20 protein-coding genes and 1 tRNA gene are annotated in these 21716 nt (G+C 47.3%); 10 read left to right on the top strand and 11 right to left on the bottom strand.

The window, feature by feature from the left end:
* Positions 1-73: 73 nt before the first annotated feature.
* From EHQ17_RS11305 to EHQ17_RS11295, 3 genes are all read left to right on the top strand, one after another.
* Entirely contained in the window at positions 74-550 is a 477-nt protein-coding gene (locus EHQ17_RS11305; protein WP_135594472.1) for a MarR family winged helix-turn-helix transcriptional regulator, read from the top strand.
* Positions 551-616: 66 nt separating this feature from the next.
* Positions 617-1117, top strand: a complete 501-nt coding sequence (locus tag EHQ17_RS11300; protein ID WP_135594474.1) for an LIC10604 family protein — start codon at positions 617-619, stop codon at positions 1115-1117.
* Positions 1118-1167: 50 nt separating this feature from the next.
* Positions 1168-1569, top strand: a complete 402-nt coding sequence (locus EHQ17_RS11295) for a DUF3052 family protein (protein WP_135594476.1) — start codon at positions 1168-1170, stop codon at positions 1567-1569.
* 200 nt (positions 1570-1769) lie between these two features.
* On the opposite strand, the gene EHQ17_RS11290 is transcribed toward EHQ17_RS11295, so the two are convergent.
* The 5 genes from EHQ17_RS11290 to EHQ17_RS11270 form a co-directional block, all read right to left on the bottom strand.
* On the bottom strand, positions 1770-2570 hold the full coding sequence (locus EHQ17_RS11290; RefSeq protein WP_135594478.1) for an enoyl-CoA hydratase/isomerase family protein: 801 nt from the start codon (positions 2568-2570) through the stop codon (positions 1770-1772).
* A gap of 146 nt (positions 2571-2716) precedes the next feature.
* On the bottom strand, positions 2717-4222 hold the full coding sequence (locus tag EHQ17_RS11285; RefSeq protein WP_135594480.1) for a PAS domain-containing sensor histidine kinase: 1506 nt from the start codon (positions 4220-4222) through the stop codon (positions 2717-2719).
* A gap of 354 nt (positions 4223-4576) precedes the next feature.
* Positions 4577-7909 carry an efflux RND transporter permease subunit gene (locus EHQ17_RS11280; RefSeq protein WP_135594482.1) on the bottom strand — a complete coding sequence of 1111 codons (3333 nt, stop codon included), beginning with the start codon at positions 7907-7909 and terminating at the stop codon, positions 4577-4579.
* 617 nt (positions 7910-8526) lie between these two features.
* Positions 8527-9630, bottom strand: a complete 1104-nt coding sequence (locus tag EHQ17_RS11275) for a DegT/DnrJ/EryC1/StrS family aminotransferase (protein ID WP_167881183.1) — start codon at positions 9628-9630, stop codon at positions 8527-8529.
* A 408-nt stretch (positions 9631-10038) separates the two neighbouring features.
* Positions 10039-10251 (bottom strand): hypothetical protein, encoded by a 213-nt coding sequence (locus tag EHQ17_RS11270; protein WP_135594486.1) that lies wholly within the window; start codon positions 10249-10251, stop codon positions 10039-10041.
* Between the two features lie 110 nt (positions 10252-10361).
* Here EHQ17_RS11270 and EHQ17_RS11265 point away from each other — a divergent pair, with 110 nt between their 5' ends.
* Positions 10362-11414 carry a helix-turn-helix transcriptional regulator gene (locus EHQ17_RS11265; protein WP_135594488.1) on the top strand — a complete coding sequence of 351 codons (1053 nt, stop codon included), beginning with the start codon at positions 10362-10364 and terminating at the stop codon, positions 11412-11414.
* A 21-nt stretch (positions 11415-11435) separates the two neighbouring features.
* Here the strand turns inward: EHQ17_RS11265 and EHQ17_RS11260 are convergent, their stop codons facing one another.
* The 4 genes from EHQ17_RS11260 to EHQ17_RS11245 all read right to left on the bottom strand — a co-directional run bounded on the left by EHQ17_RS11260 (position 11436) and on the right by EHQ17_RS11245 (position 14209).
* A complete protein-coding gene (locus EHQ17_RS11260) occupies positions 11436-12617 on the bottom strand; it encodes a thiolase family protein (protein ID WP_135594490.1) in 1182 nt (393 codons plus the stop codon).
* Positions 12618-12696: 79 nt separating this feature from the next.
* Positions 12697-13161, bottom strand: coding sequence for a MarR family winged helix-turn-helix transcriptional regulator (locus EHQ17_RS11255; RefSeq protein ID WP_135594492.1), 465 nt, complete (start codon positions 13159-13161; stop codon positions 12697-12699).
* Positions 13162-13226: 65 nt separating this feature from the next.
* Positions 13227-13682 (bottom strand): acyl-CoA thioesterase, encoded by a 456-nt coding sequence (locus EHQ17_RS11250; RefSeq protein ID WP_135594494.1) that lies wholly within the window; start codon positions 13680-13682, stop codon positions 13227-13229.
* Between the two features lie 104 nt (positions 13683-13786).
* Positions 13787-14209, bottom strand: coding sequence for a VOC family protein (locus EHQ17_RS11245; RefSeq protein WP_135594496.1), 423 nt, complete (start codon positions 14207-14209; stop codon positions 13787-13789).
* Between the two features lie 1319 nt (positions 14210-15528).
* Between EHQ17_RS11245 and EHQ17_RS11240 the strand changes: the two genes are divergently transcribed.
* Positions 15529-15864 carry an LIC10421/LIC12816 family protein gene (locus EHQ17_RS11240; RefSeq protein ID WP_135594498.1) on the top strand — a complete coding sequence of 112 codons (336 nt, stop codon included), beginning with the start codon at positions 15529-15531 and terminating at the stop codon, positions 15862-15864.
* 159 nt (positions 15865-16023) lie between these two features.
* On the opposite strand, the gene EHQ17_RS11235 is transcribed toward EHQ17_RS11240, so the two are convergent.
* Positions 16024-16299, bottom strand: coding sequence for a hypothetical protein (locus tag EHQ17_RS11235; RefSeq protein WP_135594500.1), 276 nt, complete (start codon positions 16297-16299; stop codon positions 16024-16026).
* A gap of 57 nt (positions 16300-16356) precedes the next feature.
* Positions 16357-17778, bottom strand: coding sequence for a hypothetical protein (locus EHQ17_RS11230; protein ID WP_135594502.1), 1422 nt, complete (start codon positions 17776-17778; stop codon positions 16357-16359).
* A gap of 167 nt (positions 17779-17945) precedes the next feature.
* On the opposite strand from EHQ17_RS11230, the gene EHQ17_RS11225 reads away from it, so the two are divergent.
* From EHQ17_RS11225 to EHQ17_RS11205, 5 genes are all read left to right on the top strand, one after another.
* Positions 17946-18890, top strand: a complete 945-nt coding sequence (locus EHQ17_RS11225) for a helix-turn-helix transcriptional regulator (RefSeq protein WP_135594504.1) — start codon at positions 17946-17948, stop codon at positions 18888-18890.
* Between the two features lie 116 nt (positions 18891-19006).
* Positions 19007-19900, top strand: coding sequence for a 4-(cytidine 5'-diphospho)-2-C-methyl-D-erythritol kinase (locus tag EHQ17_RS11220; protein WP_135594506.1), 894 nt, complete (start codon positions 19007-19009; stop codon positions 19898-19900).
* A gap of 4 nt (positions 19901-19904) precedes the next feature.
* Positions 19905-19980: transfer RNA gene (locus tag EHQ17_RS11215), tRNA-Gln, on the top strand.
* Positions 19981-20007: 27 nt separating this feature from the next.
* Positions 20008-20766, top strand: coding sequence for a sugar phosphate nucleotidyltransferase (locus tag EHQ17_RS11210; RefSeq protein ID WP_135594508.1), 759 nt, complete (start codon positions 20008-20010; stop codon positions 20764-20766).
* Complete coding sequence (locus tag EHQ17_RS11205) at positions 20763-21701, top strand: ribose-phosphate diphosphokinase (protein ID WP_135594510.1); 939 nt, start codon at positions 20763-20765, stop codon at positions 21699-21701. The genes EHQ17_RS11210 and EHQ17_RS11205 overlap by 4 nt, the downstream gene beginning before the upstream one ends.
* The last annotated feature ends 15 nt before the right edge of the window (positions 21702-21716 follow it).

Genomic DNA, 21716 nt, shown 5'->3' with positions numbered 1-21716 from the left:
CGAACTTTACGTTTTCGCAAATTTAAATAATTTGATTTGACTAATCAAACTATTTAATAGATCGTTGGCCCGAATGAACACGGATCTCGCGAGTCAGATTTTAGAGTTTTATCCTAGGATTTTTTTCGCGTGTCATACGAGACACGTCGAGGACCCGAAAACCAAACGGATTCTGACAGCCAATCAAGCGAGTGTTTTGGATCATTTGGACGGGGACGAACCGGTCAGTTTGTTCGACTTGGCGCTCCACATGGGGGTGACTCCCTCTACGATGTCGATTACGGTTTCGCGTCTGGAAGTCCTCGGATATTTGATCAAGGAAAAGAATCCGAAAGACGGAAGAGGTACGCTCATCCGTCTTTCCAGAGCGGGGGAAAAAATCAAAAGCAAAAAGTCGGTTTTGGATCCCGTTCTGGTGAAAAAACTTCTCAAACGATTGAATCGGGAAGAGCAGGTCCTTGCGGTAAAAGGACTGGGTTTGTTGGCGTTTGCGGCGGAATTGGAAATGAAGAATAAAAGTTTATCCAGATCCTGGTCCAGGGGAAAATGATTTTTTTCACGGAATCGCTCCGTAGTACATACAGTTTTTAAAATAAAAGGAAATTCTAATATAGTTATGATTTATTCGATTTTAATTTACGGAGTCGGTTTTGTAGTCGCGCTTGTTTTGGTCGTTTACGGAATCGGGAGTGTTCTTCCCGTGGAACACACTTCTTCCTTGGAAAAAACGTTTCCCGTTCCTGCGAAAACCGTCTACGCGCTTATCCGCAACGTGAGGGAATATCCTTCGTGGAGATCGAATCTGAAATCGATCGAGGAAATTTCGTCGGTTTCTTGGAAGGAAACCGATTCCAATAGGGAAACGACGACGTATTCTTTCGTGCGGGATGAAAAGGACCGATTGCTGGAATCCAAGATCATGGACGAGGACAAACCGTTCGGAGGCTCTTGGACGTTCGAATTGATTCCCGTCGATGGTGGAGTAAAACTCGAAATAACGGAAAACGGTAGGGTTTTTTCGCCGATATTCCGTTTTTTTTCTAAATACGTTTTCGGCCATACGGCGACGATTCGCGCGTATTTGGAACAGGTCGATCGCAGAATTCAGGGGCCGTGATTAAATATTCAATTTTCTTAATATATCTATCGAAAGGATCAGGACGGATTATGGCGGCGGGTTATTCCGGTAAGGCGTTGGGAGATAAGTTGGGAATCAAAAAAGGTATGAAGGTTTTTTTTAAGGACCTTCCCGAGGACGTTTCGGAGGAGCTGAACGATCATCTTTCCGATGCGGAGGTTTTTAAATCCTTAAAGGGGGCTTTGGATTATCTTCACGTTTTCACGAAAGAGGCCAAGGGATTGGAAATACTTTTTCCGAAACTCGTCGATCATCTCGGCGATAAAGGAATGATCTGGATTTCCTGGCCCAAAGGTTCCTCGAAGGTTCCGACCGATTTGAACGAAAACGTCGTACGAGATATCGGACTAAAACTTGGAGTTGTGGATGTTAAGGTTTGCGCCGTTTCGGAAATCTGGTCCGGTTTGAAGTTTTACAGAAGAAAAAAATGACCTTTTTAGTTTAAATCCTCCGTTTCGACGCGGCAGGGATGCGGAGCGCGCGTCAAGCGGTCCCCTCGTAGAGGGACCGTAGGCGTTAGCCGAAGCGCGGAGCAAGCCCGGTCCCGCGCGTATCGGAAAGTATATTCGTATTTTTGAATTCGTTTAACGTTTCCGAAAATTTTTGCGCGGGAGCCGCCCCGAGTGCCTACTTAGACGTAGTTGGTTTCGTGGGTCAATGCGGGACGTCTACGTTCCTTGTTCGCTTTCATCGCCTCTAACAAGTTGTAGATCATCTTCGGTTGTGTTTTGAACAGGTCCCCGAGTTCTTTGGGAGCCGCTTTGGCCGCAGCGATGGCTTCTCCGTTCAGCGCTTTTTTCGTTTCGAGAGTTGCGGACGCGGGAACGCGACTAACGCTGTTGATTCTACTCAGGGATTTTTTTCTGAGTTCGTCTAGGTTCGCGCCGAGTTCGGTTAACAATCCGTTTTGTACGGCTTCCGCGGGTTTATACAATGCGCCTTCCAGTGCGGCTTCGGTTACCGCAGTGGGCAACATCGTTTGTCTCATACGCAGTATCAGGGACTTGGTCAAAGGAAGGCCGACCAGCGGTTCCGCAAATCCGATTCTTCCTTTTCCGTCCAACATAAAACGATAGTCGCAGCAATACGCGATGATCGCTCCTCCTCCGATCGCGTTTCCTCCCACTTCGGCGACGAGCGGTTTCGGAAACGATAGTAAGGAACTGAACATGTTGAAAATTCCTCCCATGATTTCCGCGATGCCGTTTTCGTCCGCGTTTAAGATCGCGTCCGGATCCAGCCCCACACAAAAATCGCCTTCGGGTCCGGAGACGATTCCTCCGCGTACGTCTTGATCGAGCGTGAACTCTTTTAAGATCGAATCCATTTCTTTTATCAACGGCAACGTCAAAGTCATCGGTCCTTCCGCAACGAGTTTGAGTACGCCAACTTTCGAATCTTTATTCGTGATGATTTCTTTCGCGAGTTTCATGTTTTATCCCCTATCTTTTTATCGTGTATTTGTTTCGATCGATGTGATTCTTTTCCAACGTCGAGTTTTGATAGTTTTGCATCAAACTTTTTTTTCGAACTTGATCGATTAATTAGTTTGAAAATTTAACTAAAGAGAAAGAACGTTCATTCTGTTTTTGTTTCGTGCGGAACGTCCATCGGTATCTCTATGATACATTTGGTTCCTTTGCCTTCTTCACTTTGAATTCCTATTTTTCCTTTGTGAAGTTCTACGATGACTTTTGCTATGGACATTCCCAGTCCGGTGGCTTGTTCTCCGTTGAGCCCTTGTCGTTTCGCTCGTGTGAATTGGTCGAATACGGAGGATTGTAACCCAGCGGGGATTCCGATTCCGTCGTCCTCCACTTCGATCATCGCTTTCGTTCCATCGACGAACGTGCGTAATACGATGCTTCCTCCCTGTTTCGTGAATTTGAGAGAGTTGGAGATCAGATTCTCCAATACCCTTTGGAAGTTCAGAAGTTCGATTTTAACCGGTATCGTACCTTTATATAAATCCGCGTTCAATTCGATTCCTTTCTGAGAGGCTTCGGTTTTATTGTGATCGATGACGGTGGAAACCATGAGATTCAGATCGCACTTTTCCGGTTTTAAACGATAGTTTTCGTTTTCCAATTCGGCGATCTGCAAAAGGTCCTGAATGATCTGAAGCGCCTTGTTTCCGGCCTTCGACATCATATTCAATAATTCTAAATTACTTTCCCCTTCCACCTGATCCTTGAGGAAATCGACGAGGCTTATAATTCCGCTGATCGGATTCTTTAGGTCGTGGGCCGCGGCCGATATCAGCCGATTTTTGCTTTTGGTTTCGTAGGCTGCGCGTTTTTCCATATCCTTTTGAATCGTTATATCGCGCGCTATTCCTTCGATCCGATCCGGATTTCCGAATTCGTCTTCGACGACCCAACATCGGTCGCTGATATTTCTGGTTTCCCGATCGGGACGGACGATCCTATACTGTACTTCGGAATATTTTCCACCCGCCTCCAAGTCCCTGAGTTTTTGATCCGCGATATGTTTGTCGTCCGGATGGATGACGCTTCTCCATAATTCCCTGTTTTTATAAAAGGCGTCGGATTCCAATCCGTATATCTTTTTCGCAGCCCGGCTGACGTACAATGTCTCGTTCGTTTTCGCGTCAACGGACCACAGTACGTCGTCTATCGTACTCAACATTTTTTCGATCAGGTTGTCCTTGTTGCGTATTTCCGTTTCCGCGTGTGATTCCCTCGTTTTGTCGTTTCCGATTCCCAGATATCCTTGGAATCGGTTTTCCTTATCCACGATCGGATAGATCTTCCATTGGACGAACATCCTTTCACCGGAGATGTTTCTGATCCAGTAGGAATGGGTTTCGGCTTGTAGGGAATTTTTTACGCTTCTCAAGGCTTCGGTGATTTTACGTCCGGCTTCTTCGGGAAGAAATCCGATCCATTGAACGGCGTATAACTCTTGTTTGGTTTTTCCGAAAGTTTTACAACAGGTTTCGTTTATGTAGGTAAGCGTCGTGTCGGGAAGGAATTTAGTTATAAGTAGAGGAAGATGATCCAACACTTCCGAGGATTCGGGAGTGAATACGTTGCCGAATACGATTTCGTTCTTTGAATACAAAGGCAGTTTCCTTTAAGAGGAGTATGGTTCATTGGACGAATAAGCGTTCTTTCTTTTCGGGTACGTTTATGATTTTATTTTCGGCGTCGTTTGTGAACTCCCAAATAACATAATGCGCTGTTGCTTTGTCATACTTGACATTGCCTTTGTAAGGCGGTTGTGTTTTAGAAGATCGCCCGTTTTTCTTTCCTAAACCTTTTGTTCCGGTTTAGACTTAATTTACTTCTTTGTGTAAGACTTTTCCGATTTTATTCGGCTCGCGGGATCGTGTTTCGGATTTTAATAAGGCGCCGTCGTTTTACGAGAATGAAAAGGGAAGGCGCGTTTTACGCGAACCTTCCCTTTGAATCGATTTTATTTTTTGGATTTTTTCGAGGACGTTTTTTTGACCGGAGGCTCCGGCTCCTCGTCCGTCTCTTCGGACGCCCAGCCTTCGAACGAACCTTTTTGTCCGTTGCCCGAATGTTTGTCCGTAGGTTGAACGAGCGAAGCGTTGAGATCATACTCCGGACGGAACTTGGATTCGATCCATTCGCGGAATCGATCGATGAATCCGAAGATCGCCGGTACGACGACGAGCGTCACGACCGTGGAAAGAATCAACCCGCCGATGATCGCGATTCCCATCGCCGTTCTGGATTTCGCCGCTTCTCCCAATCCTAATGCAATGGGCACCGTTCCCATAATCATCGCGAGGGAAGTCATCAAGATCGGTCTGAGTCGCACGAGTCCGGCTTCGTAGATCGCTTCGTCCCTGGACTTACCGTGTTCCTTCATGGCTTGCATCGCGTAATCGACGAGGAGAATCGAGTTCTTCGCCACGAGTCCCATGAGCAGAATCAATCCGATCATCGAGAAGAGGTTGAGCATTTCGTTGGTCAACGCCAATGCGAAAAAAGCTCCCGAGATCGCGGGAGGAATCGCAAAGAGGATCGTAATAGGAGTGATGAAAGATTCGTAAAGAGAAGCTAACACCAAATAGATGAACACCAGCGCCAAACCGAACGCGAGTACGATGTTCGCCAAAAGTTCCTTAAAGTCTTCCGATTGTCCCTGGAAGTTGTATCGTATTCCGGGAGGAGGAGGAAGTTCTTTTTTCAGGATTTCCTCGGTGATACGAGTCGCGTCCTGAACCGCTCCGCCGGGCGCTAAGTTGGCGTTGATGACAATGGTTCTGGCTCGGTCGATTCGATTGATCCGAGAAGGCCCCGCGGTTTCCTTTCCCACGCTGATCGCGGAAAGAGGAATGAGTTTGTTGGCGATGTTCGGAACCTTGGTTTGTCCGTATGCTTGTCTTAGGTTTCTTTGATCGGGGCGAAGTCTCATCTTCACTTCGTATTCGATTCCCTTGTCATAGAATTTGCTGACCTCGTCTCCCGCGATCTGATAACGCAATTCGGATCCTGCGACTCCGGGAAGAACCCCCACTAGTTGCATTTTCATGTTGTCCAAATGGATCTGATATTCCGGTTTTCCGGCTCTGTAATCCGTGTCGATGTCCGCAAGATCGGAAAGACCTTTCAATCGGGCAACGACCTTTTTGGAATAGATTTCCATCTCGCCGAGATTTTCACCCTTGATGACGAGCTGGAACGGATATTGAATTCCGCCTCCGACCGCGCTGTAATCGGAAACGGCCGGTCTTGCGTATTCGAACGGTTTGAGTAGTTCTCGGATTTCGTCCTTGACCTGGGTCGTATTACGTTTTCGTTTTTTAGAATTTACTAATGCTACCGCGAGTGTTCCGGCGTTGGGTTCTCCTCCGTCCGGTTTACCGATCGTCACCGCAATCATGTCCATTTCAGGAATCTTTTTGAGCACCTCCAAAACCTGGTCGGCGACCTGTTTGGTTCCTTGAAGGCTGGTTCCGGGAGGAAGGTCCAACGTGACTAAAAATTCTCCTTGGTCGTTCGGAGGTAGGAACGTACTTTTCACCAACTTTAAGGATACGATCGAAAGGATAAAAATTCCCAAAGAGGCGAGTAGAACCATACCCGGACGTTTTAGGGCCACTTTCATGATTCTTCCGTATTGTTTTTCCAACCAGGTTTGGAATTTATCGAAAACCTGAATGGCCTTGTTTTTGGGCGCGTGGTGGTCGATCTTACCGGCGAAGTATGCGGAAAGCATAGGAGCCACGGCGAGACCGTCGAACAAAGAAATCAACATCGCAAACACGACCGTCAATCCGAACTGTTTGAAGAACTGGCCTACGATTCCGGAGAGAAATCCCACCGGAAGGAACACGGCGATCACCGTCAGGGAGGTTCCGATTACGGCTAACGTAACTTCCGTGGTTCCGGTTTCCGCCGCTTCGAGAACGCCCTTTCCTTCCTCGAGTTTTCGGAATATGTTTTCGCGGACCACGATCGCGTCGTCCACGAGAAGACCTACGGCCAAGGATAAGGCCAAGAGTGTCATAACGTTGATCGTAAATCCCATCGCCCACATAAGAACGAACGCTCCGAGCATCGAGTTCGGCAACGCCAGACCAGTGATCACCGTGGAGCGGAAATTCCCGAGGAAGAAATAAACCGTAACGACCGCCAGAAGGACGCCGATGACGATGGCTTCTGTGACGTCTTCGACGTTGTAACGGATCCACTTTGATCCGTCGCGAATCAACCGGATCTTCGGTTTGCCTTCCATTCCCTGGATGCCTTCGTTGAGTTTGCCGATCCGTTTGAGAACTTCGTCTGCGACGGCCACGGTGTTGGCTCCGGATTGTTTATAAACGTCAATAAAAAGTGCGGGTTTGGTTTCCTTGGGAGGAGCGGCGTCGGCTTTTTTTCCTTTGAAAAAGTTTCCGATTCTCGTAAAGAGGGAAGGTTGCTCCTCCGCTGCGTCGTCTTTGGAAGCCCAGAGATAACCGATGGTTTCTTCGTCTTGGGTTCCGTCTCGTACGGTTCCGAGTTGTTTGATCAGTACCGCGTTGCCCACTTCTCCGCTAAAGGAGACGATCGTGTTTTCGATTTGGGAAAGCGATTCGTAACGACCGAGGGTTCTATAGGAAGTTTCTTTGGATCCGGATTCGTATTTTCCTACCGGAACGTTTAAACCTGCGGTTTTCAGTCGATTGGCGATTACGACCGTGGGCATTTGATACGAAACGAGTTTGTCGCGATCCAATTCGATTTGAATTTCCCGTCTCGTTCCGCCTACGATTTTTACGGAACCCACTCCGGCCACTTGTTCCAATCTCGACTTTATGGTTTCTTTGGCTAAGTCGTAAAGTTTGGCTTGTCCTAGTTCCGCGAAGACGGCGAGACGAACGATCGGTTGATCGGCCGGGTCGAAACGGACGACTTTCGGTTCTTTGATTCCCGTCGGAAGTTTCGGTTTCACGAGTCCGACCTTATCTCGGAATTGTTGTTCCGCGTATTTGATGTCGGTCGCGAGGGTAAATTCTCCGAAGACGATCGAAACTCCTTCCTGATTCCGGGAGGAAATTTTTTTCAAACCGGCGATGGAGGAAAGTTCCTCTTCCATCGGTTTAGAAATCAGTTCTTCGATTTCTTCGGGGCCGGCTCCGGGGTAAATCGTCGTTACGGATACGACGGGAATGTTAACGTCCGGAAAAAGATCGACCCCCATTCTTCCTAAGGCCACCCAGCCCGTGAGAAGCATCAAGAGAACGATACTGCAAATGAAAATAGGTCGTTTGATGGAAAGCTGGGCGATGTTCATGAATTACCTCAGTGTATCTACCAGATACCGGTTTCGGTCGGAAAAAAGAAATCAATATCAGATCTCGTAATCAGAAATTTTAGAATTTCTGATTATAGAATGAATTGTTTTAAGTTCAAACTGGTGAATGGTTTGAAAAAAGAAAGTATTGAAAAAAGGGAAAATGTGACCTGGGTATTGTTGTCAAAGTCGCAAAAAAATAGAACTTGATTGGAAAAGTTTGCGATCCAGGGCGAATCGTCTTGGTCCGGGAGTGTGGATTCGTTTTTACAAGCTGAGAAGACGTTGGAACTCCACGGCTCCGCTTCCGTAGCCGACGGAAACTGTTTGTGAAACAAAATTGTGTGGGAACTCCCCCGAATGTTTTCGGAAGAATTCCGTTTTTGCCGCTGGAACATCGCTGAAAGTTTCGGTCAGGCTTTGGTGGACAAAGGTTGGGCGCGATGTTTGCCATTCGGACGCGGACGGATCCTCTTCCTTCCCCCAAGCTGAACCCGATTGGATCGCACGTTGTGCGATTTTACGCTGCGTTTGTCGGAGAAATCGGAAATACGTCACAGCCGAGAGATCCGATTTTTTTTCGTTCGAACCGCCTTGCTACGCGCGGGAGTTCCGTGTCAGTAAATTCTGCGGATCGCTTGGGAAATTCTCTGAATATTATCTTTCGTAAGATTCGGATAGACGGGGATACAATGACCTCTTTGAAAGAGACGTTCTCCGTTCGGGAATTCTGCGTTGGAAAGTTCCAGGATATGATGGAGCGGTTCTTCTCCGGCTCTTTGGGTTCCGATTTGAAGAGAACGGAAATACCGTTCCACTTGTTCATACGCGCCGGGTGCGATGATGATAAAACGGTTGAACGTATCGAGATTGGGATCTCCATACCAGGTTGTGACCGAGGTTCCCGAAATCGATTGAAGATAAACCTGCGCGATTTTTCGTTTGCGCTCGAGAATGATTCCGATTTTGGAAAGTTGTTCGATTCCCAGGGCGGCTTGGTAGTCGATCAAATTGTAATCGAGTTTCGCCTGGCCTTCTTTCCTTTGATACGGCTCTTTTCCCGCTTTCATGGCGCGAATCTTTTTGGCAAGAATCTCCTGATCCGTAATGATCATCGCTCCGTTTCCGGTTGTAATCATCTGATCCACGGAAAGTCCACACACCGCGATACTGCCTTGTTTGCCCGGGGTAAAGGTTTCGCTTTGGGCGCCTAAAACTTCGGAAATGTCCTCGATGACGGGAATTCCCCGGAAATCGTATTTCTTAAAATCGAGTACCGCGCCGAACGAATGATCCAAAATGATTGTTTTGAGGGAATTGTTTTCCAGCGCAGTTGTCAAACCTTCGGGACTCATGTGGAAGGAATTTTTGTCCAAGTCGATTACGACGGGGATCGCTTTGAGAAGAAAAATCGCATCGAGCGCGGAAGCCGGCGCGAACGTGGACAAAGCGACCTTATCTCCGGGTTGAATGTCCAAGGCCAAAAGCGAAAGATGATACGCCGAAGTCAGTTGATTGCCGGAGATGACGTGTTTGAAACGAAAGGTGGAAGCGAACACTTTCTCAAAACGAGTAGTGACGTTTCCGGTGGTGAGATGATCTTCGACCAAACATTCCAAAACGGTTTTGAGATCTTCTCTGGAAAGAGTCGGTTTATGAAATTCGATCTCGGTTTTTTTCTTCGGATTTTTTTCGAGAATTTCGGTTTCCGTGCTGCTCATATCCAACTTTAGCTCTTATAATTATATTATGTCGCATTCTGGTCCAAAGAAAAATCCCGTAAAGATCTTTTTGGAAGCCTGCAAACGGAGAATGACAAAGGGGGGAAAAAGTACAAGAAAAATCTTCTTGGGTGGGGAATTTTGTGGGAACTCCTAAGAAGAACTCCTACGAACTCCCCCAAATGATCGGGAAAACAAAGAATGAGGAAATGTTTCGATCCGACTTGGGTGCACCTTCTTTTGAGTCCACGGTGACCAAGGCGGAAATCTACGTTTCACCGCGTCGCATTCGATTCGAAAAAAAGGAATCGTAGGGAGACGGGCGCCGCGCCGACAAGGAACCACGCCGACAAGTTTCGACCGGGTAGGAGATCCTACAAAACGGCAAAAGACGATCGGCCGTCTCGGCTAATCCTTCTTAAAAAGTTTTATCGTGCCGATCCAAATTTCAGGAAGATATGCGCCGATCAGAATCAAAATCAAACCACCGACCGTCCATTTGCTGATCAAAACGTTTTCCGTAAATCGGGTCAGTCCAACGTTCAAGATGCTTACGTACCAACCGATCGCGATCAGTATAAAGCCGACGATATGCGGAATGATATAATTGAAAATGTTCATTTTTAAATTCCTTTTTCTAAAGAAAGAATGACGCGATTTTACGGGGGAAGCCGTAGGATTCAAGAGGTTTTCGGGTTGATCGGAATCCCGAGATTGGAAAACGTTTCGCTATGTCTCAAACCGACAATTGGAACGAAGACGAAGACGACGAAGAAGAATTTCCTCTTCCCGTCAGGGAGGCCGGAAAGGCCGAATCCAGATTGTCCGCGCTTTTATTCAATCTGCTCAATCATCATTCGCCGATGAGTTTTTCCAAGATCCGTTCTTTGCTTCCGGATCATTATCAAAATGCGGAGAACCCCGATTCCGATCGGAAAAAACTTTCCAGAGACGTGGAGGAATTGGGAGAACTCGGTTTCCTCGTCCGATCCACGCAAGAAGGTTACGTGCTCGATCGAAACGTTTCCAATCGCGGATTAAAGTTGGAGAAGGAGGAGTTGCAGGTTCTTGCGGAAACGATCCTACGTTCGTATCAGGATTCGCCGTCGCTCGAATTGTATTCTTTGTCGCAGAAGATTTTCGAAGGAAAGTTGGACGTATATCCCGAATTGGAAATGGATCTGAAAACGCAAAAGTCCTTGAGTCAGACGGAAAACGAACCTTCGGAAGAAACGCTAAAAAAATTGTTGGAATCACTGAAAACGAAATCCCCCGTCCAGTTTTTGTATTACAAAACGTTTCCCGAAGAAACGTATCGTGTCGAAGTCGATCCGATCCGACTGATCCGAAAAAATTCAGAGGATTATTATCTGCTCGGATACGATCGGAAAAAAAAGGAAAGAAGAAGATTCGTAATTCCTAAAATCACCAAGCTGGAATCGATCGCGGAAAATTCCTTATACCAGCCTTTGGGACAGAAGAAGGAGATCTCCCGCGATTGGATTCTACATCCCGCTTTGTTTCAAGTTCACGATCCGATCGAAGTCGAGTTGATCTGCGATCCGGAGTTTTCGTATAAGGTCCGCAACTCCATCTCGGAAATTCCGTACGAGGAATACGAACGGGATTCCTTCCGACTCAAAGTGACCAACCGGGAAGGATTGTTTCCTTTGTTTTTGGAAGCTCGGGACACGATACGGAAAATTCTTCCGGAATCGGTCGAGACCGCTTTTCGAAAAGAATTGGAAGCGATCGCGGAGAATTACCGGAAATTCTCCGCGTAAACCGATCGCGCCGATCGAGAATCACTTTTTAAAATCATAATTTTCTAATACGATTGCGATTCCCTGACCCCCTCCGATACAAAGCGATGCGACTCCGATCCGTAGGTTTCGCCGTTTGAGTTCGTAGGCGAGGGCGAGGGTGACTCTGGTTCCGCTCGCTCCCAGCGGATGACCGATCGCGATCGCACCGCCGTTCACGTTCGTCTTTTCCGGATTCAGTTTCAATTCCCGAATCACGGCAAGAGTCTGGGACGCGTAGGCTTCGTTGATTTCGAAAAGATCCACTTCGTTTAACGGAATTCCGGCGTTTTCGAGCGCTCGGGGAACCGCGAAAACCGGGCCCAAACCCATCATCTTGGGATCGCAGCCGACGTTCGCATAACCGAGAATAGACGCCAACGGTCTTTTCCCGGAAACGTCTAACCAGGAATCGGAAGCCAAAAGAACCGAAGCGGCGCCGTCGTTGATCCCGGACGCGTTTCCTGCGGTAACCGAACCTTCCTTGAGAAACGCGGCGGGAAGGTTTTTCAAAAGGGGGACACATTCCGCGCCTCGGATCTGTTCGTCTTTGTCGAGTAGAACCGGTTTTTTTCCACGGCTTTGAACGGGAACGATCTCGTTCGAAAAAATTCCATCCATCGAAGCGGCTTCCGCGCGAACCTGGGAAATTCCGGCCCATTCGTCCTGAGCGGAACGCGAAATATCGAAATGTCGCGAGATGTTTTCCGCAGTCATTCCCATGGTCAGATCGACGAAACAGTCCGTGAGGCTCTGCGCAAGCCTGTCCTCCGCGATCGAATCTCCGTATTTGTTTCCCCAGCGCGCGTTTTTTAAAACGAAAGGAGCGTTGCTCATCGATTCGGTTCCGCCCGCCAAAACGATTCGATTTTCTTTCGAGAGGATTTTGCGCGCTCCTAAAAGAATACTCTCCATACCCGAACCGCAAAGTCGGTTTACGGTCAACGCGCTGGAGTGTATCGACAAACCCGAACGAAGTCCGATATGTCTTGCGAGATACGCGGAATCCTTGGAATCCTGTATTACGTTTCCGTAAATCGATTCCTCCACCGATTCGGGATCGACTTCCGTTTTGCGGAGGACTTCCTTCGCCGTGATCACTGCCAGTTCCGAGGAGGAAAAGTCCTTCAATCCTCCGCCGAATTTTCCGAAAGGAGTCCTTGCTCCGTCCACCAAAAACACCATAAAATTCTCCTTATGTAGTGTATATACACTATATTTTATACGTTATAACAGGATTCCGATAAACGAAACGGGTTTTCCCTCAGACTTCCGGGATCGTTTCCAAAATGGGAAGCCGTCTGACTTCGGATAAAAGTCTTAGAGTTTCCTTGAATTTGGATTTTCCGAGCGAATCCGTCACCGCGGCTTGTGCTTCTTTCCAAAGAAGGATCGCCTCTTCGAGTTTGGATTCTCCTTTTTTCGTGAGAAACAAAAGTCGGACGTTGCCGGTTTCCTTTTTTTCGATCCGGATCCATCCGTCCCGCCGGAGAATTTCCAGACTTCTTTGTAACGTGGTTCTGTCGATGTCGGTGATCCGCGCAAGGTCGGTGATGCTACATTCTTTTCCGTGGGCGATTCCCACGAGGATCGTAAATTGTGTGATCCGCAGACCGGAAGGTTTTAATACGAAGTCGTAATACGAGGTGATCAATCGTGTCGTTCTGCGGAGGTTTACGTTGAAACAAGTCATTCCGATATGTTTCAAATCCTGTACGGAAGATTTCATGATCGTTCTCCTTTCGTTTTGTGGCCCAGATTGGATGAGGATTTTTTTTCGTAAATCGTTTCGTTTTAAACGGAAATGGCTTCCTTCGTTTCCGATTCCGGTTTACTTTTCCATTCTCCCATTTTTTGTAGGACCTCCTCGGGTAGGAAGGCGGGTTTTTTCGTGAAAAAATTGATCCACATTCCGTAGGACTTAACTCTGCATACGACCGAGTCGTCCGATTCTCGGCGCAATTCCTGGATAAAAACAGCCCTGGTACGTTTGATGAATTCCACTTTGGTTTTTACGATCACTTGATCCGGATATTTCAAATCGGAAAGATATTCGTATTCGGCTTTGTAGACTATGGGGCCGATTCCGTTTTGTTTCATCGTGTCCAGGTCCACTCCGGATTCCACGAATGCGCTCATTTTCGCTTCGTCGCAATACGAGTTGTAGTTTCGATTGTTTACGTGTCCGTTTACGTCGGTGTCGCTGAAACGAACTGGAATCCTATGTTTGAATCGGAAATTTTCTTCCATCGCTTTTCCTCCGTTTTATCTTTATATAGTGCATATACACTATATAAAGTCAAGAAAAATCCGACCTGGTTTGAAAAGTCGGATTCCTGAGAAAAATTCCGCGTTTACCATTCTCCCGTGTTGGGCATGGATATCCAGGGCTCTTGGGGAGGAAGCGCGTGTCCTTTTTGAAGTAGTTCGACGGAGATATTGTCCGGAGAACGGATGAACGCCATTCTCCCGTCTCGAGGCGGTCTGTTGATTACGATTCCACGTTCGGCGACGCGCGCGCAGGTTTCGTAGATGTTGTCCACTTCGTACGCGACATGGCCGAAGTTTCTTCCGAACGAATAGGGTTCCTGTTGTCCCCAGTTGTATGTGAGTTCCAGTTCGGGCGCATCCGGTTCTCCCGTGGATAAAAAGACGAGCGTATATTTTCCTTCCGGATGTTCTTTTTTACGGACCACGACGAGTCCGAGCGTGAGGCAAAAAAAATCGAGGGCTTTTTCGAGATCCAAAACTCGAATCATTGTGTGCAGATATTTCATGGGTTCTCCGGTTCCAAGATTTTGACGAATTCGAGTTTGCACAATTCGTAAAAAACGCTCCCCAGCCTTCGTCCAATCGTTTGTCGTAGGAAGGGAGCATTGTGTTGTTGAGAACCGACCTTGAGTTGGGAGTTTGGTCCGGGGTTGGACACGCTGGTTTTGTTGTTTTACGGGGAATTGTGTGGGAACTCACACGGCTCCGCGCGTAGTGCGGCAAAACGTGGGAACTCATACGTTTTTTGAATTCCGGCGGATTCGTTGTATTACGGGGAAAATACGCGGGAACTCACACCAAGAAAGGGGCGGGCCGCATCCGCGAAACGAACCGCAGTTTGTGAGAAAAATTACTTCGTGCAAGTCGTTTTGCGGACCGCGCCGACTTCGGGCTCGCTTCGCTCGGTCCTAAAAACCCCGTGTTTCGAAGTATTTTTCGTTTCGGATCGGCTGTTACCTGGATACGGGACCAAGCCCTGCGTGTCGCTTGCGGGGGAATTGTGTGGGAACTCACACGGCTCCGCGCGTAGTGCGGCAAAACGTGGGAACTCATACGTTTTTTGAATTCCGGCGGATTCGTTGTATTACGGGGAAAATACGCGGGAACTCACACCCACGGACACAGTGTTTCGGAAAAACGCATTTCTAAATTATGTCGCTTGAATCGCCTGGAAGCCAGTGCCAGGCCGATATACAAGAATCAATTCGTAGGAACTCCTCGGTTTCCTCGGGAATCACCGAAAAACTTTCTTCTTTGCGTGTTTTTCGCGTGCCCAAGTTCGATTCTTTCTGAAAACTTCCTGATAGGTTTGGGTCTTTTTTGTGCAAAGGAGCCCAAAAAAACGGCAAATTAATTGAAAAATGAATGCCCATAAAATAAGCACCAATCGACTTTGCGGTAAAATTGCCCCTTTCTTCAAATAGAAAGCTGTGATTTGCAATCTTGAATACGATTTCCTCAATTCCAAGTATGAAATCGGAAAGAACTGTTCAACGAATAAAACCCGATGTATCGAAACGCAACAATCGCATCTCGATTCAGCAACCGATTTCGTTGTGCGCGAATAGGAATCAATCGAACGGCGGATCTTACAAATGATACGCTCTCTTTTTCAACGTTGCGGAGTTTGAACCAAAAATCGATTTCTCGTGCTTAAATAAAATGGAATATAATGATTTTATTATATATGAAATTCGTTTGATCGATTTTTTTCGGTAAAAAAGCCCGTAAAAAATTTTTTTGATTTATTTTCGAAACGGGCGGAGTCTATTTGGTAATGAAGATTCGTTCTTCAAAAAATAAAAACTCATTTGAGGTTTCAATCATGAATAAAAGCAGACTCGTATCGGTGCTCTCCCTTGTAGGCCTTTTGGCGACCGGTTCCGTTTTCGCAGTTTCCGAAGAAGTGGAAGATCAGCTTCTTGAAAAAGCGATCGTGGAAAGCGCAGTAACCAAAGAACAGAAAACCGCCGTGGGAAATTATCTGAAAGCGATTGCCCAACAAAAAGCGACCAGAGCGGAAGAACTCCGTGAACTCGCAAAACGATCCACCGGAGGAAAATTCCTCGCCAGCAACGCTCAATCTCAGAAATATCTGAAACAAGCGCAGGCGCTGGAAAAAGAAGCGCAGAGATACCAAGCCGTTTTAGGTAGTCTCTGATTCTGAATCGGCTTTTCGACTGAATAAAAAAGGCGTCTGGAAAGACGCCTTTTTTATTGTACTTTTCCCGCGGTTTCTTCTCGTTCTCGTTTTGGTTCCGAAGCAAGGAGGTTGCGGATGAGGGGACGAATCGGTTTGAGTAAAAACGCGAATGCGGTTTTACTTCTGTTTGCGGTTCGGATCGGGAATCGGTTTGGGATTCGCAAAACAACTCAGGGAAAGCCCCTCCACGAGGTAACAGATCGCTTCCGGAGAAACGCATTTGTGTCCGTCGTCGTAAAGTTGTCCGTTAATGATCAATTCGATTTTTTGACAAATCATCTTTTCTTTGGGAGGCGCTTGTTCCGCTTCCTGAGCCCGCTGTACGGAAGTCGGAATTCCGAAAAGGGCCGACGCGAAAACGATTTTTAAAAGGAAATGGGAAATACGTTTCATGATTGGATCAGCGCTCCGTCTTTTCAATGATTGGTTCTGGTTTCCGTTTTCTGTCAACTAAGGATTGGGACCGGTCTCATTTTGATTCCCGTTCCGGGTAAACAAAAATTCCGCGAGAAAAGGCACGGAAACGAAAAAAGACAACCAAATCCAATTCAATCCGCTTTTCCAAGATTCCTCCGTGTCCGTCCAGGAAGGGAGATAGGAAAGAATCGCCTCGGGAAAAAAGCCGGGTCTGAGTGAAGGATCCGGTTGCATCGTATGATACAAGGACGCGACGTGATCGAACCAATACTTTCCGATCCAAAATTGATAAGCGACAGAAATTACTAACAATGAAAAGGCGATCTTGGCGGAGCGAGGACGGATTCCCGCCCAGCCGCAGGCCACGATCGTAAATAGAAGCGGGGCGCTGCTCCACTGAAACCTTCCCGGCAAGGATAAACAACCGTAAGAACACGGATGCGCCGCGTTGAGATTTAGCTGTAAAAGCACGATCAAAGAAAATAGAACGCCCATTCTTCGGAATTTCCGATTCTTCAAAATCCGAATCCAACCGATCGAACCGAAGATCCAAACGAGCGGGTTTTGAAACCAGATTCCCTGATTTCTATCCGTCCAAAGTCCCGCAAAAACTGTGACCCAATGCGCAAGATCGAAGCTGACCGTTGGAGGAACGTCGGATCCGTCCGTTTCAGAATACGGCCCGAGTCCGTTTCCGAACCAAAGAAGATTGGAAATCAAAAGGAGAAAAAACGGAACGGCAGCGCCCGTCCACAGAACCCGTTTCGACCCGGTTTCCGTCCGTTTTAGGCTCGTAATCCAAATGAGAATCACGATCGAAATCGGAGCGTTTTTTACGTGCAACCAAACAAGGAACCCGGCGGAGAAACCGCATACAAAAAACAGAATATTCTTTTTTTTTGATATATTATTCCGTTCTTCGATTGCGAACGCGAATAACGCGATAGCGCTTATTACGATTCCCGAAGGAAGATCCGGAAAAATTTGTCCCGCGGCCAAGGGGAAGGGAAGAGCCGCGGAATACGCCAGGGAAAGTAGGGTCGATTCCACCTTGGAAATTTCCCAGATCCTTGCGATTCCGTAAAAAATGAACGGCAATAATCCCGCAAAAAGAGCGAGAGCGATTCTTGCTCCTTTGATTCCGGAAAACGCGTAGCCGATCCAAACCAAAAATGCGGTTCCTGCGGAGTGAATGCTGAACCGTTTTTCCCCCTTGGCGATCGTATGTCGTTCCACGTCCACGGGGCCGATTATTCTTTTGGAAACTTCGTCCTCTCGATAATTATTCGCGAGATCGAAGTCACGATCCGCAAAAAGACTTTCCGAAATCATTATATAATGCGGCTCGTCGCCCGTGATCGGAAGTTTCTTTTTTTTATCCCAACTGAGAACCGCTCCGACATAGTAAATCGCCGGAAGGAATAGGAAAAGCCAGAACCAAAACGACTTTCGCATTTCATGGAGGATTTTTCCGCGCGAGCGTTTGTCAATCCCTATGCCCCGCGGTTTTCGACCGGAGAATCCGAAATTCCTCGGTTTCGAAATCGCAAAACGGTGGAACGAGTCGTCATTTCCGGTTTACAGAAAGCGCGGACATTTTAGCTTTGAGGACGCAGGTTTTCATGAATCCTAGTACGGCACGACTGAACTTCAAATTGAATCTCATCCGTCATCTTAAGGACGGCAAACGTATGACCTTGGACGAACTGGCGAGCGTCACCGGAGTCGGCAATCATAAGGATCTCAAGGAACAACTCGGCGAACTTTTCTTTTTGGGAACGACGCCGCACGTGGCAGATTTGATCCAGGTGGATTACGATTCCGAAACGGATACGTTCGGTTTGTTTCTTCCGTTTCGTTTCGATTCCGATCTTCGGCTGAGCATCCGCGAATGGCTCTTATTACGCCGTATTTTGGAGGAATCTTCGGAGACCGAAAAAGATCCGAATTTCCGGTCCGTATCCCACAAAATTCATCAAAAAATTATTTCCATACTTCCGGTAACCGGACAAAACACGTTCGCCGTCTATAAACATACGATCGAAGAGGCGCTTCGGAACGGTAAGTCGCTCGTTTTGGAATACCAATCCAGAAAGGAAGACAGGCCGTTGCGCAGAAAAGTGGATCCTTGGTTTTTGTTTCATTCGATCGAAGATTATCTGTTGGGTTATTGCCACGAAAGAAACGCTCCGCGGAATTTCCGTCTGGATCATATACTTTCCGTCGCCGTCGGAACCGATCCGATTCAACAACCCGCCGGCCGAAAAAAATCGGACTATATCCTCGAGTTCGAAACGTTTCGAAAAAATCGGGAAAATTCCTCCGGAGTCGCCGAAATCTGGCACACGAAAGAGGTCTTCTACAATCTGAATCGAAAACTGGGTTTGGAAAGGACTTCGATTCGGAAGGAAGCGGACGGCGTCGTTTATCATCTGTCCAAGGCCAAAATCAGGGAGGAAGATTGGTTTTTGGAAATCCTTCTTCCGTTCGGAAAAAACGTTATCCTGAAAAATCCCGAACATCTCGTAAAACGTATCTTAGGCGAGATCGGATCGGTTTTACGCTGAGCGAAAGTAGATGTGGTCTTTTTCAAAAAGAATTAGAAAAACAGAAAATTTTAATATTCTAATCATAGGGTCTCGTTTCGGATTTTTTACGGAAAAGGATTTTGAAGGGGAATCGTATGTTATCCCCCGCTAAGATCAATCTCGGATTGGAGATTCCGTTTCGACGTTCCGACGGTTTTCACGAAATCAAAAGTATCTTCCTTAAAATATCCTGGGGAGACGACATCGAAATCGAACCCGCGGATAACGGGGTTTTTGAGCTCGTCTCGGTCAACGAAATTGTATTAGAAAAGCGTAAATTGTATGATCGTGTCTCCGAACTCGGAGACTTGAAAAAAAATATACTGTATAAGACGTTTGAAAAGGCCCGCTCCCTTTTTCCGGAGCTTCCCGGAGTAAGGATTCATCTCACCAAACGGATCTCGCCGGCGGGCGGTCTCGGCGGAGGAAGTACGAACGCCGCTTCTCTTTTAAACTTTCTTTTTTCGTGGCGTTCCTTTTTTACCACCGACGAAATGAAACTTCTCGCTTCCGAAATCGGATCCGACGTTCCTTTTTTTTTGGGAGAAGGGCACGCGTTCGTAACCGGTCGAGGCGAACTTTCCGAGGAAATAGAAATTCACCCGGGACAAGGAATTCTCGCACTCACTCCGCAAGTCATGAATACGGCGGAAATGTATTCTCTTTTGAAAAAACCTTTACAAGAGGGGCCCTCTCAGAAAAATGGGAATACGCTGTCGGAAAATCTGATTTTCAGCTTAAAAAGCGGAGATTGGGGCTCTCTACAGGGTAGGCTCTGGAATGATTTTGAGCCGGTTGCCTTCCAACTTCATCCGGAATTGGGAGTTCTCAAGGACAGATTCCTGGAGTTCGGTTCCAGTTATTGTTCTTTGACCGGTTCTGGTTCGAGCATGTACGGGCTGGTCCAGGGTCTTGAGATCCAAGAAGAACTGCTGCAAAGGCTGAGGCAGGAATTCCCAAATCTCACATTCGTACGATTCAATTTTTAGAAACTGGGCTGTCGCCAAGTGGTAAGGCAGCGGTTTTTGGTATCGCCATTTCCTAGGTTCGAATCCTAGCAGCCCAGCCAAATTGTTTTACTGACATTGATTAAACGATGAAACCTACTCAGGATAAGGTCGCTGTGGTATTGGCCGCAGGGAAGGGCACCCGTATGAAAACGGATCAGCCTAAGGTTGCGGTCGAGCTAAACGGCAAACCGTTACTCCTGCACGTACTCGATCACCTGAGGGCTTCCGGGGTGGAACGGATCGTAGTCGTGGTCGGCTACAAAAAAGAACTGGTTCAATCCTTGTGCGCCGGAATTTCCGGTGTCACGTTCGCCGAACAAACCGAACAACTCGGCACGGCACATGCACTTCTGTGTGCAGAACCCGAACTCAAAGATTTTTCCGGTTCGGTCATCGTTGCCTGCGGAGACGTTCCGATGATCACCTCTGAAACGTTCGCCAACATCGTAAAAGAACACAAACAAAACGAATTCTCCGCTACGATTCTTTCCGCGGTCGTGGATCGACCGACCGGTTATGGAAGAATCATCCGCAATTCTTCCGGCGAAGTCGTCGCGATCGTGGAAGAAAAGGATTCTTCCGCCGAAGAAAAATCGATCAACGAAATCAACACGGGAACCTACGTTTTTGACGGAGAAGGTTTATTCGATTCTCTCCGACAAATCGGAAATTCCAACGCACAGGGAGAATATTACCTTCCCGACTTAGTGAAATTATATAGAAATTCCGGAAAGAAACTCGGTGCCATGAAATTGAAAAACCACCTCGAAAGTCACGGAGTGAATTCTCCGGAAGATTTACAAATGCTTTCCGCCATGATCAAAGGGGAGGCCGTCCATCCATGAACGGAGACATCGCCGTATTCGCGGGAAGTTCCAACAAACAAATCGCCGAAGAGATCTGCACGCATCTCAATATTCAACCGGGAAAGATTAACTTAAAGAAATTCTCCGACGGAGAGATTTCGGTTAAGATAGACGATAACGTTCGAGGTCGGGAAGTGTTCATCGTTCAATCCACGTCCGCTCCGGCGAACGATCATTTGATGGAATTGCTTTTGATCATGGATGCGCTTCGCAGAGCTTCCGTTTCCAGCATCAGCGTCGTGATCCCGTATTACGGCTACGGTCGTCAGGACCGTAAAGTGGAACCGAGAGTTCCGATTTCCGCGAGAATCGTCGCGGATCTTTTGGAAGTCGTGGGCTTAAACAGAATTCTTACCATGGATTTGCACGCGGATCAGATTCAGGGTTTTTTTAGAGTTCCCGTGGACAATCTTCACTTCGCGCCCGTTTTGGCGGATTACATCAACACCAAAAACATAGAAGATCTCGTGATCGTTTCCCCGGATTCGGGAGGAGCCGAAAGAGCGAGAGCCTTCGGTAAAAAAGTGAACGGTTCATTAGCAATCATTGATAAACGAAGACCGAAAGCGAACGTTTCCGAAGTGATGAACGTGATCGGAGAGATCGAAGGGAAGAATTGTATTCTTCTCGATGATATGATCGATACCGCGGGAACGATCTGCAAGGCGGCGGATGCCCTTTTGAAACACGGAGCGAAGTCGGTGTATTGCGCAGCGACGCACGGGGTTCTTTCCGGAGAAGCGGTGGACAGGATCAACGCGACCAACTTCACCGAAGTCGTTCTCGCAAACACGATCGCGATCCCCGAATCCAAAAAGATCAACAAATTGAAATCATTGTCCGTAGCCCCTTTGTTCGCCAACGCGATCAAAAGGATTCACACAAATCAATCAGTCAGCACTTTATTCGATTAAGGTTAGGTAATAAGA

It is taken from the genome of Leptospira gomenensis (assembly GCF_004770155.1).
Taxonomy (GTDB): domain Bacteria; phylum Spirochaetota; class Leptospiria; order Leptospirales; family Leptospiraceae; genus Leptospira; species Leptospira gomenensis.
Note: the sequence above shows the minus strand (reverse complement) of the source record. Positions and strands in the feature narration are given on the sequence as shown.

What these genes read in the sequence shown, in the direction of transcription:
- EHQ17_RS11305 (WP_135594472.1), top strand. Translation starts at nt 74, where the DNA reads ATGAACACGGATCTCGCGAGTCAGATTTTAGAGTTTTATCCTAGGATT.
- EHQ17_RS11300 (WP_135594474.1), top strand. Translation starts at nt 617, where the DNA reads ATGATTTATTCGATTTTAATTTACGGAGTCGGTTTTGTAGTCGCGCTT.
- EHQ17_RS11295 (WP_135594476.1), top strand. Translation starts at nt 1,168, where the DNA reads ATGGCGGCGGGTTATTCCGGTAAGGCGTTGGGAGATAAGTTGGGAATC.
- EHQ17_RS11290 (WP_135594478.1), bottom strand. Translation starts at nt 2,570, where the DNA reads ATGAAACTCGCGAAAGAAATCATCACGAATAAAGATTCGAAAGTTGGC.
- EHQ17_RS11280 (WP_135594482.1), bottom strand. Translation starts at nt 7,909, where the DNA reads ATGAACATCGCCCAGCTTTCCATCAAACGACCTATTTTCATTTGCAGT.
- EHQ17_RS11275 (WP_167881183.1), bottom strand. Translation starts at nt 9,630, where the DNA reads ATGAGCAGCACGGAAACCGAAATTCTCGAAAAAAATCCGAAGAAAAAA.
- EHQ17_RS11270 (WP_135594486.1), bottom strand. Translation starts at nt 10,251, where the DNA reads ATGAACATTTTCAATTATATCATTCCGCATATCGTCGGCTTTATACTG.
- EHQ17_RS11265 (WP_135594488.1), top strand. Translation starts at nt 10,362, where the DNA reads ATGTCTCAAACCGACAATTGGAACGAAGACGAAGACGACGAAGAAGAA.
- EHQ17_RS11260 (WP_135594490.1), bottom strand. Translation starts at nt 12,617, where the DNA reads ATGGTGTTTTTGGTGGACGGAGCAAGGACTCCTTTCGGAAAATTCGGC.
- EHQ17_RS11255 (WP_135594492.1), bottom strand. Translation starts at nt 13,161, where the DNA reads ATGAAATCTTCCGTACAGGATTTGAAACATATCGGAATGACTTGTTTC.
- EHQ17_RS11250 (WP_135594494.1), bottom strand. Translation starts at nt 13,682, where the DNA reads ATGGAAGAAAATTTCCGATTCAAACATAGGATTCCAGTTCGTTTCAGC.
- EHQ17_RS11245 (WP_135594496.1), bottom strand. Translation starts at nt 14,209, where the DNA reads ATGAAATATCTGCACACAATGATTCGAGTTTTGGATCTCGAAAAAGCC.
- EHQ17_RS11240 (WP_135594498.1), top strand. Translation starts at nt 15,529, where the DNA reads ATGAATAAAAGCAGACTCGTATCGGTGCTCTCCCTTGTAGGCCTTTTG.
- EHQ17_RS11235 (WP_135594500.1), bottom strand. Translation starts at nt 16,299, where the DNA reads ATGAAACGTATTTCCCATTTCCTTTTAAAAATCGTTTTCGCGTCGGCC.
- EHQ17_RS11230 (WP_135594502.1), bottom strand. Translation starts at nt 17,778, where the DNA reads ATGCGAAAGTCGTTTTGGTTCTGGCTTTTCCTATTCCTTCCGGCGATT.
- EHQ17_RS11225 (WP_135594504.1), top strand. Translation starts at nt 17,946, where the DNA reads ATGAATCCTAGTACGGCACGACTGAACTTCAAATTGAATCTCATCCGT.
- EHQ17_RS11220 (WP_135594506.1), top strand. Translation starts at nt 19,007, where the DNA reads ATGTTATCCCCCGCTAAGATCAATCTCGGATTGGAGATTCCGTTTCGA.
- EHQ17_RS11210 (WP_135594508.1), top strand. Translation starts at nt 20,008, where the DNA reads ATGAAACCTACTCAGGATAAGGTCGCTGTGGTATTGGCCGCAGGGAAG.
- EHQ17_RS11205 (WP_135594510.1), top strand. Translation starts at nt 20,763, where the DNA reads ATGAACGGAGACATCGCCGTATTCGCGGGAAGTTCCAACAAACAAATC.